Here is a 13,194-nt window from a genome sequence, read left to right as displayed (position 1 = left end):
GCCGAATGGCGGTTTGCGCCACCGGGAGCGGTCAACTCGTCGCGACGTGACGGACATCGAGGTCAGCAGGCCGCGGAAGGTGCTCTTCCCGGACGACGGGATCACGAAGAGCGAACTCGCGGGCCACTACCGGCGCGTGGCCCGCCGTGCCGTGCCGCGGCTGCGCGGCCGGGCCCTGATGATGGAGCGCCATCCGGACGGTGTCGGCGGAAAGCCGCTGATGCAGAAGAACGCCCCGGACTACTTCCCCGACTGGGTGCACACCGCCGAACTTCCCAAGCAGGACGGCACGGTGCGGCACGTGGTGTGCGACAACGCCGACACCCTGGTGTACCTCGCGGGGCAGGCGTATGTCACCACGCACCGCTGGATGTCGAAGACGGACCGGCCCGGCAATCCGGACCTGCTCGTCTTCGACCTGGACCCCAACGGCGACGCGGACTTCGAGGACGTGCGGTGGGCCGCGCGCTGCGTGGGCGGACTGCTGGAGGAGGCCGGACTGCCCACGCAGCCGATGACGACGGCTCGCGCGGGCTGCACGTCATCGCCGCACTGGACCGCGGGTCGGACTTCGACGCGGTGCGGGAATTCGCCCGCACGGTCTCCCGGGTGCTGGTGGCGCGCCATCCCGGACGGCTCACCGACGAGCCCCGCAAGTCCCCCTGGGCCTCGCGGCCCGGGAGGTGCCCCCAGCGGCGACCGCGTCTATCCGGACATCCAGCGCAACGCCTACGCGCAGACGGTCGTCGCCCCCTGCTCGGTGCGTGCCCGGCCGGGCACGCACCCGTGGCAACTCCGGTCGGGTGGCCGGAGCTGGAGGACCCGGAGCTGCGCCCCGACCGGTGGAACGTCCGCAACATCGCCGACAGGCTGAGCGTGGACGATCCGTGGGCGGGAACGGGTTCGCGGGGCCGGTCGGTACGGGCGGCGGACAGGCGCCTGCCGGAGTAGGTCTGACGCCCCCTCCGCCCGCGTCAGCCGGACGTCAGCCGTCACCCGTCACCCGTCACCCGTCACCCGTCAGCCGTCAGCCGTCAGCCGTCAGCCGCGGCATGCCTCCAGCAGCCGCAGCCACACCTCGCTGACCGTCGGGTAGGCGGGCACGGCATGCCACAGCCGATCCAGCGGCACCTCACCGGCGACGGCGACGGTCGCGGAGTGCAGCAGTTCGCTGACGCCTGGACCGACGAAGGTGACGCCCACGACCACCTCGCGGTCGGCGTCGACGACCATCCGGGCGCGTCCCCGGTAGCCGTCGGCGTAGAGCGCGGCCCCGGCGACCTCTGCCATGTCCAGGTCCGCCACCCGCACCCGCATGCCCCGCTGTTCCGCCTCGGCCGCCGTCGGTCCCACCGACGCGGCCTCCGGGTCGGTGAAGACGACCTGCGGCACGGCGTCGTGGTCGGCGGTGGCCGAGTGCGCGCCCCAGCGGTCGGTCTCCAGCAACGGGACGCCCGCCGCACGCGCGCCGATGGCACTGCCCGCGATGCGGGCCTGGTACTTGCCCTGATGCGTCAGGAGGGAACGGCCGTTGGCGTCGCCCACGGCGTACAGCCACCCGCCGTGCACATCCTTCACCCGGAGGCTGTCGTCCACGGTCAGCCAGCTGCCCGGCTCGCAGCCCACCGTCTCCAGACCCAGGTCGTCGGTGCGCGGCTTGCGGCCGGTGGCGAAGAGGACCTCGTCGGCCTCGAGTGTGCTGCCGTCGCTGAGGGACAGCGTGACGGGCCGGTCCGGGGAGGGCCGCTCCAGTCGCTCGACGGAGACGCCGGTCCGCACCGTCGCACCGGCCTCCGTGAGGGATTCGGCGACCATTTCCCCGGCGAAGGGCTCCATGCGGGTCAGCAGCCCGTCTCCGCGGACGAGCAGAGTCACCTCGGAGCCCAGGGCCTGCCACGCGGTCGCCATCTCCGCTCCGACCACTCCCCCGCCGACGACCGCGAGGCGCCCCGGCACCTCCTTGGAGGACGTGGCCTCCCGGCTGGTCCAGGGGCGCGCCTCGGCGATGCCCGGCAGGTCCGGGAGAGCCGCGCGGCTGCCGGTGCACACGGCGACGGCATGGCGGGCGGTGAGGGTGCGGGAGGAGCCGTCCGGCGTCTCGACGACCACGCGGCGCGGACCGTCGAGCCGGCCGTGGCCGCGCACGAGGTCCACGGGGACGGAGCCAAGCCAGTCGACCTGGCTTCCGTCCTGCCAGTTCGAGGTGAACGAGGTGCGCCGCGCCAGGACCGCGTCCGCGTCGACCGCGCCGCCGACGGCCTGCGCCGCTCCGGCCACGCGCCGGGCGTCGGCGAGGGCGGCGACGGGACGCAGCAGCGCCTTGCTGGGCATGCAGGCCCAGTAGGAGCATTCGCCGCCCACGAGTTCACTCTCGACGACGACCGCGCCGAGTCCCGTCGCATGGGCGCGCTCGGCGACGTTCTCCCCGACCGGGCCCGCTCCGATCACGATGACGTCGTACTCGCCGCCGTCAGGGGTTGCCGTGGTCGGAGCGGTCGCCTCGGAGCGTGTCATGTAGGCCTCCACGTGCTGGGTTCCGGAATTTGCGGGTGCGCCCAGGCACCGGCCGTAAACGGGCCAGGAGGCCGGTGGAGTATCCGTGCGCCCGCAGGTGCGCTCAGCCCGCCGGGGTGGGCACCAGCACCACCGGGCAGTGCGCATGGTGCAGCACCGCGTGCGCGACCGTCCCGAGCTGCAGTCCCAGGCGGCGGTGCGGACGGCGGTGCACGGCGATCACGAGGACGTCGGCGGCGCGGCTGGCCTCGATGAGGGTGGCTGCCGGGCTGCCGCCCTGCTCGTCGGCGCTGACCTGCACGCCGGGGTGGTCCTTGCGGACCGGCTCCACCAGCTTGCGTACGAGTTCCGACGCGGCCGAGCGGGCCTGCTCGGCCTCGCTGGGCGGCAGTTGGAGCCTGCCGGGCATGCGGGGGTGGTGCCAGGCGTGCAGGACGCGCAGCGACGAACCGCGGCGGCCGGCCTCCTCGAAGCCGAATCGCAGCGCGGCCTCGTCCGACTCGGAGTGCATGCCCACCATGACGGTGCCGCGGTCGGTGGCGCCGCCCTTGCGGCTGTCGCCGACGACCATCAGCGGGCCCTCGCAGTGCGTGGCGACGCGGAGGCTGACCGAGCCGATGAGCAGCCCGGAGAACCCGCCGTGCCCGCGCGTGCCGACGACGGTCAGCGCGGCGCTGCGGCTGGCCTTGACGAGGGTGTCGGCCGCCAGGGCCTCGGTGTGGACCTGCGCCATGACGCGCAGTCCGGGAACGCGCTCGTGGGCCCGCTGCCCCGCCGCGTCCAGGACGGCCGCCGCGGCGGACCTGATGCGTTCGGTGTCGGCCTCCAGCACGGGGACCCTGGAGCGGCGGGGCCATCCGGCGGAAATCACCATCTCGAGCGCGACGCCTCTGCGGTCCGCTTCCTCGGCGGCCATGTCGAGGGCACGCAAGGAGGGTTCGGATCCGTCGACGCCGACGACCACGCGGCCTTCGGCGGCCGGGGCTTCGGAGCGGTCATTCATCGGGCGGTTCTCCTCGGGTGGGCTCGTCCGTTTGTCCCAGTGTGCGGGATTCGGGCGAAGGCCGGGAGAAGGCGTGGCGCCCGCGAAGTGACGAGGTGACGGGCCGGCCGAGTGTGACGGCGCAAGGCTGACGCGGAGTGAACTGACGCGCCGGAGGCGTCGTGAGTTCCGGGACGCAGGTGTGCCCGGGCCCTGCTGGCCTTCAGGCGCCCGAGGACTGACCGGAGCCGCCGCGCCGTGCGCCGCGGGCGACCTCCCGCAGCCAGGCCGGCCGGTCGGCGATCTCCAGCAGCAGGAGCAGACGCGTCAACGGGGCGTCCCAGTCGCAGTGTTCGAGCTCCACGACGGCGGCCTGAGCGTCCAGCGGCCCGGCCGAGGCGGGACGTTCGGATCCGAATGAGGTCACCAGGACTCCAGAGTGAGGGACAGATGAGCCGAACTGTGGTGATTCCGGGGCACGTTCACCGCTCAGTACCGCTGCGCGAGCCATTCTCCACCGCGTGTACTTACGCCTGCAAGTACATCTGCAATTACAGATGCAAGAACGTGCGGCTGTGAGACAGTACGACCCAACAACCCCCGTACGGCTGTCAGATGGACGTCACAGAGAGGCCATTCATGCAGATCGAGAACGGAATCGAGGCCACCCGCCTCAGGAACGTCACCTGGCGCAAGAGCGCGCGCAGCAACCCCAACGGCAACTGTGTCGAGCTGGCCGGCCTGCCGGGCGGTCACGTCGCCGTGCGCAACTCGCGCCACCCTTCGGGCCCCGCGCTGGTCTATACGCCCGCCGAGATGGCGGCGTTCGTGCAGGGCGCCAAGGACGGCGACTTCGACGACCTGCTGACCGCGGGCGGCTGACGCGGGCGATGCCGGGTCGGACAGCGGGGGGCGCGTGGCCCCCGGCCGTATGCGGCGCCACAACGGTGTGGCACATGGCCGGGGTATGTGCAAGCAGCATGACTGTACGGGCCGTTGACCGAGTGGGACACTGGGCGCTCGGCTCGTCACTCACGGGAGCAGGGAAGACCTGATGTCAGCAGAGCGGGAAAGCGATTCCTCGGTCAGGCGGATCCTGGACCATCCCCGTGGCGGCCCGACGATTCTGCGCATCGTGCTCGGCACGCAGCTGCGCAGGCTCCGCGAGGGGCGTGGCATCACCCGTGAACAGGCCGGGGACGCGATCCGGGGCTCCCACGCCAAGATCAGCCGCCTCGAACTGGGCAGAGTGGGCTGCAAGGAGCGGGACGTCGCCGATCTGCTCTCGCTCTACGGAGTCACCTCCGGACCGGAGCGCGAGGAGTATCTGGTCCTGGCGCGGCACGCCAACACCCCCGGCTGGTGGCAGAAGTACAGCGATGTGATGTCGCCGTGGTTCGACAGACTCATCGGCCTGGAGGAAGCGGCCTCCGTCATCCGCATGTACGAAGTGCAGTTCGTCCCCGGTCTGTTGCAGACCGAGGACTATGCCCGCGCCGTCATGAGGCTGGGGCATCCACGCGCGTCGACGGAGGAGATCGAGCGACGCGTGGAGCTCCGCCAGGACCGGCAGGCCATCCTCACCCGGCCGCACAGCCCCAAGCTGTGGGCGGTCGTCGACGAGGCGGCCCTGCAACGCCCGCTCGGCGGGGCATCGGTGATGCGGGAGCAGATCAAACGGCTGCTGTGGGCGACCGAACAGCCCAACATCACCGTGCAGATCGCGCCGTTCGCGATCGGCGGCCTCGCCGCCGCCGGCGGACCGGTGACGATACTGCGTTTCCAGGAGCCGGACCTGCCGGACATCGTCTATCTGGAACAGCTCACCTCCTCGCTGTACCTGGAGAAGCGCGAAGAGGTGGAGAACTACATGGTGGTCATGGACCGCCTGTGCGCTACGGCCGAACCGCCGTCGATGACGGTCGAGTTCCTGGAGAGGCTGCTGAGCCGCTTCGAGCGGCACCCGGGCTAGGGACTCTCCGCCGGACAGGCCCGGGGCATGTGCCCCGCGATACCGTGCCGCCGTATCAAGCCGTCCGGTCGAGAGCTGTCCGCATGTACCGCCGCACAGGCCCTGGCCGCGGCCCGATGCGGAGCGGACCGGGGCAACGGAGCGCCAGCGGCCCGGCGGTATCCCGTCCGGCGGGGCCCCGCCCTGCGCACCGCGCCCCGCCGCCGGTGGTCAGGGCTTGCGGGCGACGCCTCCGAACTCGTACCACTCGTCGGTGAGTTGCTTCGGCCCGAGGTCCGAGTCCGGCCGCCAGTCGTTGATCTCCCCCAGGCCCGGCTCCAGGATCTCCAGACCGTCGAAGTAGCGCTCGACCTCGTGCGCCTGACGCACCCTGCCCCAGCGGTCGCCGGTGGCCTTCGCCATGAAGTCCGTGACGAAGTCCCGGGTCGCCTTGTCCTCGCTCACCAGCTGGTTGATCACCAGGAAGCTGCCCGACGGAAGGCGTTCGGCGACGCGGCGCAGCACGGCCGCCGGGTCGGAGGAGTCGGGGATGCAGTGCATCACGGAGACGAACAGGGCACCGACGGGCTCGGAGAGGTCCATCAGCCGGCCCACCTCGGGGTGCGCGAAGATCTCGTCGGTGTCGCGCAGATCCGCCTGGATGACCGCGGTGTTGGTGTTCTCGTCCAGCAGGGCCCGCCCGTGGGCCAGCACGATGGGGTCGTTGTCGACGTAGACGACCCGCGCCTTCGGGTCGACGCGCTGCGCGACCTGGTGCACGTTGTCCTGCGTCGGCAGGCCTGACCCGTGGTCGAGGAACTGCCGCACGCCGTACTCCTCCGCGAGGACGCGGACTACGCGCCGGAGGAAGCGGCGGTTGTTGACGGCCAGCGGCCGGGTGCTCGGTACGACCTTGTCGAGTTCCTCGACGGCCTGACGGTCGACCTCGTAGTTGTCCTTTCCGCCGAGGTAGTGGTCGTACATACGCGCCACACTGGGAGTTGTGACGTCCACTCCCTGACCTTCCGCGACTTCGTCTCCGCGCATGCGTCCCTCACCGTCCCGCCGTGCACGCGTCCCGTTGCGTACACGTTCCGTCACGGCGAAGCATGGCACGGCGATGTGGCGAAGAGCACCGCAACTACCCAGTAGGGAAAGGAAATTCGCAAGCCGCGCAACCGATGATGCGGCAGGGATGCGAGTGACGCGTGTGGACATGCGGTCACAGCCGGGGAAGAGGCAGCTCCGCCCACACGACGCGCCCGGAGTCCGAGTCCTCCGGGCGCACACCCCAGCTCTCCGCGACCGCGTTCACGAGCTGCAGTCCCCGGCCGTTCACATCCTCCGCGGACGCCCGGCGGGGAGCCACCTCGTCGCATCCCCTGCCCTCGTCGCACACCTCTATGCGCAGCCGCTGCTCGCAGACCTGGAGTCTGCAGCGGACGCGGCAGCTGTCGGTATGCACCACGGCGTTGGTGAAGAACTCCGAGACGACGAGCTGCGCCGTGCGGCCGACCTCCTCCGGCAGTCCCCAGCTGCGCACCTGACCGCGCACCATCTTGCGGGCCTCGGCCACCGCCGTGGCGTGTGCGGGCAGCTCGAAGCCGCCGCGACGCACGAGCGCCCCGACGGGTGAGGACGGGGAGAGCGGTATGACAGGGCGGGACAAGGCCACGGTGGGTTCGACGCCTTCCGACTACCTGCTGCGGGGAGGGACAGGGCGCGGAGGCAGCACCATGCGGGGCATGAGCTGTATCACATCCATCACTATGCGCCGTGCTCGTCCCGGTTGGCAATAGCCAGTCTGCGAATTGCAGAATCGGAGGAACAGAGTGGCCCGTGCACTGATCGCATGGGACACTTCTGGCCGGGCAAGTCCGGTGGAGGGGAGGCGTGTTGGCTGACGGCCGTACCGCTCCGACCGTGGGTCAGATGGTCCTCGGCATGCGACTGCGGGACTTGCGCGAGGCCGCCGGATGCTCGTTCGCCGAAGCGGCCGCGGCCCTGAGCGTGAACACCACGACGGTCCGCCGCATGGAGAAGGCCGAGGTGGGCCTCAAGCCGCCGTACGTGGAGAAACTTCTCAAAACGTACGGAATTCCCGAGAACGAGATCACCGCCTTTCTCGAACTGGTCGACGAAGCGAACCGGCCCGGCTGGTGGCAGGGATTCCGCGACGTGCTGCCTTCGTGGTTCAGCCTCTACGTCAGCCTGGAGGGCGAGGCGAGCCTGATCCGCGCCTACGAGCCACACTGCGTGCACGGGCTGCTCCAGACCGAGGAGTACGCGCGGGCGCTGCTGCGCACCGGCTTCCCCAACGCCGGGGAGGAGGAGCTGGGGCGCCGGGTGGCCCTGCGCATGGAGCGCCAGGAACTACTGAGACGGACGGACGCGCCGCGGCTGTGGGTCGTGCTGGAGGAGCAGGTCCTGCGGCGGCACGTCGGCACTCCGCAGGTGATGCGCGGCCAGATCGACCGGCTGATCGAGAGCGCCGCCCTGCCTCACGTCACCGTGCAGATCATCCCGTTCGCCGCCGGGGCGCACCCCGCCATGTTCGGGCCGTTCCAGCTCTTCCGGTTCGAGATCCCCGAACTGCCCGACATCGTCTACGCCGAGAGCCTCAGCGGCGCCGTCTACTACGACGAGCGCCGCGACACCACCGTCTATCTGGAGGCACTGGACCGCATAGGTGCGCAGGCCGCACCGGCACGAAGCACCGAGGCTCTCCTCGGTGAGATCCGCAAGGAGTTCTGACTGCATGGGCCGCGACACGACACAGCACATCTACAACGGCATGCCCTCCCGGGAGCTGGGTGCCGAGGGCTGGCACAAGCCGTGGAGCGGCCCGAACGGCGGGAACTGCCTGGAGGTGATGATGCTGGGGGACGGCCGCGTCGCGCTGCGGCAGTCCACCGACCCGGACGGGCCCGCCCTGATATACGACCCCGCCGAGATCGACACCTTCATACGCGGCGCCAAGCGCGGTGAAGCCGACTTCCTGCTCACCCACGGATGACCACGACCGCCCAGCACGGAAACGGAGCCACCGTTGACTGGAGTGACCGGAGTGACTGGAGTGACCGGACCCCCGGGACGGACGGAAGCGGCGCGGCCGGCGGGAGCCTCCCGCGGCGGCCGCGCCGGCGGCCGGGCCGGACCCGCACCGGAGCCCGGCAGAGCGCACCCGGCCCGCATGCAGGACTACTACCTGGGCGGCCGTGACCACTCGGACGCCGACGTGCGGGCTGCGGAATCCGTGGTTGCCGCAATGCCGGCGGTGCGCAACGCGGCACGGGCCAACAGGGACTTCATGCTCCGGGCGACCCGCTGGCTCGCTGCCGAGCGCGGGGTCGGGCAGTTCCTGGACATAGGGTCCGGCATCCCCACCGAGCCGAATCTGCACCAGGCGGCCCGGGAGGCCGACCCCGGGGCGAAGGTCGTCTACAGCGACAACGACCCCCTCGTCCTGCGGCATGCCCGTGCGGCGCGCGACGGCAACGACGAAGGCCGCACCGCCTATGTGCACGCGGATCTCACGGACCCGGAGAGCATCCTCGACGCCCCCGGCCTGAGCGACACCATCGACCTGGGCCGCCCCGTGGGCCTCTCCCTCGGCGCCGTGCTGCACTTCGTGCGCGACGAGCAGCATCCGTACGACATCGTCCGCACGCTGCTCGGCGCGCTCCCCGCCGGCAGCCATCTCGTCCTCACGCACGCGACGGCCGACTTCCTCGACGAGGACGCCGCGGCGCGGGCCGAGACGGTTCTCGGAACGTATCCGGGCGGTTGTCCGCTTCGGCCCCGTACGCGCTCGGAGGTGGCCCGCTTCTTCGACGGTCTGGAGCCGGCCGACCCCGGCCTCGTACTCCCCCACCAGTGGCGCCCGGACCCGGACACCCCGGCGCACCTGTCCGGCGAGGAGGTGCCGAGCTACGCGGGGGTGGCCCGTAAACCCTGACCGGCGCCGTGAGGGGGGCCGTTGACACGGGGTGCCGCGCGGACGCACGATAAGCAAGCGCTTAGGAATGCGCCCGTACGCCGCCGACCGTGATCGGATCACGCCACATGGCCACTTCGTCGCTCCTGCTCTCCCGCCGGGACCTGGACTTCCTCCTCCACCAGTGGCTCGACGCCGAGGAGCTGACCCGGCGCCCGCGCTTCGCCGAGCACTCCCGCGAGACCTTCGACGCCGTGCTCGACCTGAGCGAGCAGATCGCCACGCGCCACTTCGCTACGCACAACAAGAAGAACGACCAGCAGGAGCCCCGCTTCGACGGTGAACGCGTGCACACCGTGCCGGAGGTGAAGGAGGCCCTGGAGGCCTTCAGCAAGGCCGACCTGCTCGCCGCCCCCATGGACGAGGAACTGGGCGGCATGCAGCTGCCGCAGCTGATGACGACCGCCTGCTTCAGCTGGTTCCAGGCGGCGAACATCGGCACGTCCGCCTACGTCTTCCTCACCCTCGGCAACGCCAGGCTCCTGTGCGAGCACGGGTCCCCGCAGCAGATCGACACCTATGTACGGCCCATGCTCTCCGGCCGCTTCTTCGGCACCATGTGCCTCTCCGAGCCGCAGGCGGGCTCTTCGCTGGCCGATGTCACCACCCGCGCCGAACCCCAACCGGACGGCAGCTACCGGCTGTTCGGCAGCAAGATGTGGATCTCGGCGGGCGACCACGAGCTCGCGGAGAACATCGTCCATCTGGTCCTGGCCCGCATCCCCGGGGCGCCCCCGGGCGTCAAGGGCCTCTCGTTGTTCATCGTGCCCAAGTACCTCGTGGGTGAGGACGGCACCCTCGGCGAGCGCAACGACGTCGTGACGGCCGGGCTCAATCACAAGATGGGCTACCGGGGCACGACGAACACCCTGCTCAACTTCGGTGAGGGCGCGCACACTCCGGGCGGCGCCCCGGGCGCGGCCGCGTACCTCGTGGGCCTGCCCAACTGCGGGCTCACGTACATGTTCCACATGATGAACGGCGCCCGCATCGGAGTCGGCGCCGGCGCCATGGCCCTGGGCTACACCGGCTATCTGAAGTCCCTCGAGTACGCGCGCGAACGCCCGCAGGGCCGGCCCGTCGCCGGCAAGGACGCCTCCGCGCCGCAGGTGCCCATCATCGAACACGCCGACGTGCGGCGGATGCTGCTCGCCCAGAAGTCCTACGTCGAGGGCGCGCTCGCACTTCTGCTGTACTGCTCGCGGCTCGTCGACGAGCAGCAGACCGCCGAGCAGGAGGAGGAGCGTGCACACGCACGCCTCCTGCTGGACGTGCTCACCCCGGTCGCCAAGAGCTGGCCCTCGCAGTGGTGTCTGGAGGCCAACAACCTCGCGATTCAAGTGCACGGCGGTTACGGCTACACCCGTGAGTACGACGTCGAGCAGCACTACCGCGACAACCGCCTCAACCCCATCCACGAGGGGACGCACGGCATCCAGGCCCTCGACCTGCTCGGCCGCAAGGCCGTCATGGACGGCGGAGCCGGTCTCGTGGCGCTCGGCGAGACCATCGGCAAGACGGTGGAGCGGGCGCTGGCCACCGACGGCGAGGCGGCCGAACTGGGCGCCGCCCTGCGGGAGTCGTGGGAGCGGGTCACCCAAGTCACCGCGCGGCTGTGGGGCACCGGCGATCCGTCGGTGGCCCTCGCGAACGCCTCCGTATATCTGGAGGCGGTGGGGCACACCGTCATGGCTTGGATATGGCTCGGACAGTTCCTGGCCACCGCCGGTCACGACGACGCCTTCCACGAGGGCAAGCGGCAGGCGGCGCGCTATTTCTTCCGTTACGAACTGCCCCGCACGGCACCGCAGTTCGACCTGCTGGAATCGCTCGACACCACGACGCTGGAGACCGAGCCGGACTGGTTCTAGGCGCTGCGGCCCAACGGGCTCCGGGGCCCCGGGACCCGTTGGCCCTCCGGGGGAGCATCAGTCCGCCCCCGGAGGCCCCGCGTCGCGCGGACGGACGCCGAAAGTCCGGGCGCGGCCCGGGAGTTGATCCGAGCCGCGCCCGGACTGCGCGCCCGGACTGCTGTGCTTCTGTGCCGTCGGTCCTTCTTCTCGGTCCTTCAGTCCCTGCTGTGCGGTGTGCGCCCGTCGCAGCCGAGTTCGTCGCCGCGTACCGGGGCGCCCACGACGCTGCTGCGGTCGTAGACGACGTCGGTCACGTCGGCGCCCTCCGTACCGGGCCTCACCGTGAAGACCTGGGAGTGCTTGCTGCCCTTGACCTTCTGGGGCCGCATCACCGCCCCGGGCATCGCTGCCGAGACGGTGCTCGCCTTGCGCTGCCAGTAGTCGTCGTAGGTGATCTCCGTGCGTCCGCGGCCGGAACCGTCGGCGGTGGCCCGCCGCGGGCCGGTGACCTGGAAGCCGTTGTCCCGCAGTTCCTGTGCGACGTGCTCGGCGGTCTTTCCGCTTCCCTCCACCCGGACGGAGACGTCCTCCGGCCGGTACGGCACGGGCGTGGCGCCGGGCGCCGGGCCCGTGACGGTGTTTCCGGTGATGGGCCGGTCCGCGCGCAGATCGGCGAAGAGGGCGCGGGCTCGCGGGCCGTCCCATCGGAGGGTGGAGCCCCACACGGGCGCGCGGTGGTCGAAGTCCTGGATCGGCACGGTCGCGAACTCCGTCCGCTTCGCCGTCAGGCCGCGCAGGTCGCGTGCGAGCCGTGCCATGTCTCGCGTCGTGAACCCCTTGTCCCAGCGGACCGAGCCGCTCAACGCGGCGGCGGCACGTACCACTTCGAGCGGACTGCCGGCCGTCCGGTCGCTGGTGAGCGTGCGCAGGAGATCTCCGAGGACGTGCTGCTGCCGGCGGATGCGGCCGAGGTCGCCGGGCGGGTCGACGTGCCGGGCACGCACGAACCGCAGCGCGTGGTTCCCGTTCAGCGTGTGCGTGCCCGCCGCGAGTTTCAGGCCGCTGTTCTTGTCCTTGAGCGGTTCGGCGGAGCAGACCTGCGTCCCCTTCAGCCGGTTCACGGTCTTCTCGAACCCGGGGAAGTCGGTCTCGGCGTAGTGATCGATGCGGACCCCGGTGCTCTGCTCGACGGTGCGGATGGTGAGCGCGGGACCGCCGTGGGCGTACGCACTGTTGATCTTGCCGAGGTGACGCGTGGTGCGTTCGGTGATCTTGCCGAAGCCCTTGCCGTGGTCACGGTGCGCTGCGAACCGCACGTAGGAGTCCCGGGGAATGCTCACCACGCTGACACGTCGCCGGTCGGCGGAGATGTGAAGCAGCATCATCACGTCCGTGCAGTCGCACTGCTTGCCGTTCACATGCAGACGGTTCTTCGTCTTCTGGGAGAGCCCCTCACGCCGGTCGAGTCCGACGAGAAGGATGTTCATGCCGGGGCCCCGGGCGGGACGGCCGGCCTCGGAGAGCTTCTCGAAGGCGTTGCTCACGCGCTCCGAATCGCCGGGCGGGACGGGCGTGTTCGTCGCGACCGTCTTCGGGTCGAGCGCGGCGCCGCACGTGAGCGCGGTGCACACGGCGCAGGCCACGGCGAGCAGCCGGCGAGCGCGCGGGGACGGGGCGGGTCGGGCGGGACGCGGGGACGGGGCGGGTCGGGCGGGACGCGGGGACCGGGCGGGGCGGGAGAGAGGGGACATAAGTCGGTGCACCTCCGGCGGAATGTGGGATTCCGCATGCTAGGCAGCCCCGTGCCCATACCTCCGGCGATACGTCGTGCTCACTCGTCCGGCTCACCCGGTCAGATGAACGCCGATCCTGCCCGCCCCACCCGTCCCCGCCGAGC

13 protein-coding genes are annotated in these 13,194 nt (G+C 71.0%); 7 read left to right on the top strand and 6 right to left on the bottom strand.

The window, feature by feature from the left end:
* Window positions 1-46: 46 nt before the first annotated feature.
* Window positions 47-874: a non-homologous end-joining DNA ligase LigD gene (locus H180DRAFT_RS15615; RefSeq protein WP_368073126.1), complete on the top strand. Its 828-nt coding sequence runs from the start codon at window positions 47-49 to the stop codon at window positions 872-874.
* Between the two features lie 167 nt (window positions 875-1,041).
* On the opposite strand, the gene H180DRAFT_RS15610 is transcribed toward H180DRAFT_RS15615, so the two are convergent.
* From H180DRAFT_RS15610 to H180DRAFT_RS15600, 3 genes are all read right to left on the bottom strand, one after another.
* On the bottom strand, window positions 1,042-2,514 hold the full coding sequence (locus H180DRAFT_RS15610) for a dihydrolipoyl dehydrogenase family protein (protein WP_055486711.1): 1,473 nt from the start codon (window positions 2,512-2,514) through the stop codon (window positions 1,042-1,044).
* 103 nt (window positions 2,515-2,617) lie between these two features.
* Window positions 2,618-3,517, bottom strand: coding sequence for a universal stress protein (locus tag H180DRAFT_RS15605; protein ID WP_055486664.1), 900 nt, complete (start codon window positions 3,515-3,517; stop codon window positions 2,618-2,620).
* 202 nt (window positions 3,518-3,719) lie between these two features.
* Window positions 3,720-3,923, bottom strand: a complete 204-nt coding sequence (locus H180DRAFT_RS15600) for a hypothetical protein (RefSeq protein WP_055486663.1) — start codon at window positions 3,921-3,923, stop codon at window positions 3,720-3,722.
* A 212-nt stretch (window positions 3,924-4,135) separates the two neighbouring features.
* On the opposite strand from H180DRAFT_RS15600, the gene H180DRAFT_RS15595 reads away from it, so the two are divergent.
* Both H180DRAFT_RS15595 and H180DRAFT_RS15590 read left to right on the top strand, forming a co-directional pair.
* The gene (locus H180DRAFT_RS15595; protein WP_055486662.1) at window positions 4,136-4,378 is read left to right on the top strand and encodes a DUF397 domain-containing protein; all 243 of its coding nucleotides are present in this window, start codon (window positions 4,136-4,138) and stop codon (window positions 4,376-4,378) included.
* A gap of 172 nt (window positions 4,379-4,550) precedes the next feature.
* Window positions 4,551-5,468 (top strand): helix-turn-helix domain-containing protein, encoded by a 918-nt coding sequence (locus tag H180DRAFT_RS15590; RefSeq protein WP_055486661.1) that lies wholly within the window; start codon window positions 4,551-4,553, stop codon window positions 5,466-5,468.
* A 210-nt stretch (window positions 5,469-5,678) separates the two neighbouring features.
* Here the strand turns inward: H180DRAFT_RS15590 and H180DRAFT_RS15585 are convergent, their stop codons facing one another.
* On the bottom strand, window positions 5,679-6,494 hold the full coding sequence (locus H180DRAFT_RS15585) for an SAM-dependent methyltransferase (RefSeq protein ID WP_055486660.1): 816 nt from the start codon (window positions 6,492-6,494) through the stop codon (window positions 5,679-5,681).
* A 175-nt stretch (window positions 6,495-6,669) separates the two neighbouring features.
* Window positions 6,670-7,122: an ATP-binding protein gene (locus H180DRAFT_RS15580; protein ID WP_055486659.1), complete on the bottom strand. Its 453-nt coding sequence runs from the start codon at window positions 7,120-7,122 to the stop codon at window positions 6,670-6,672.
* Between the two features lie 221 nt (window positions 7,123-7,343).
* Between H180DRAFT_RS15580 and H180DRAFT_RS15575 the strand changes: the two genes are divergently transcribed.
* From H180DRAFT_RS15575 to H180DRAFT_RS15560, 4 genes are all read left to right on the top strand, one after another.
* On the top strand, window positions 7,344-8,201 hold the full coding sequence (locus H180DRAFT_RS15575) for a helix-turn-helix domain-containing protein (RefSeq protein ID WP_055486710.1): 858 nt from the start codon (window positions 7,344-7,346) through the stop codon (window positions 8,199-8,201).
* 4 nt (window positions 8,202-8,205) lie between these two features.
* Complete coding sequence (locus H180DRAFT_RS15570) at window positions 8,206-8,463, top strand: DUF397 domain-containing protein (RefSeq protein ID WP_055486658.1); 258 nt, start codon at window positions 8,206-8,208, stop codon at window positions 8,461-8,463.
* Window positions 8,464-8,505: 42 nt separating this feature from the next.
* On the top strand, window positions 8,506-9,405 hold the full coding sequence (locus tag H180DRAFT_RS15565) for an SAM-dependent methyltransferase (RefSeq protein ID WP_368073125.1): 900 nt from the start codon (window positions 8,506-8,508) through the stop codon (window positions 9,403-9,405).
* Window positions 9,406-9,494: 89 nt separating this feature from the next.
* The gene (locus tag H180DRAFT_RS15560; RefSeq protein WP_254666034.1) at window positions 9,495-11,315 is read left to right on the top strand and encodes an acyl-CoA dehydrogenase; all 1,821 of its coding nucleotides are present in this window, start codon (window positions 9,495-9,497) and stop codon (window positions 11,313-11,315) included.
* 197 nt (window positions 11,316-11,512) lie between these two features.
* Here the strand turns inward: H180DRAFT_RS15560 and H180DRAFT_RS15555 are convergent, their stop codons facing one another.
* Window positions 11,513-12,940: an LCP family protein gene (locus H180DRAFT_RS15555; protein WP_055486657.1), complete on the bottom strand. Its 1,428-nt coding sequence runs from the start codon at window positions 12,938-12,940 to the stop codon at window positions 11,513-11,515.
* Between the last annotated feature and the right edge of the window lie 254 nt (window positions 12,941-13,194).

The sequence above is a fragment of the Streptomyces sp. WMMB 322 genome (genome assembly GCF_900090145.1).
Lineage (GTDB): Bacteria > Actinomycetota > Actinomycetes > Streptomycetales > Streptomycetaceae > Streptomyces.
Note: the sequence above shows the minus strand (reverse complement) of the source record. Positions and strands in the feature narration are given on the sequence as shown.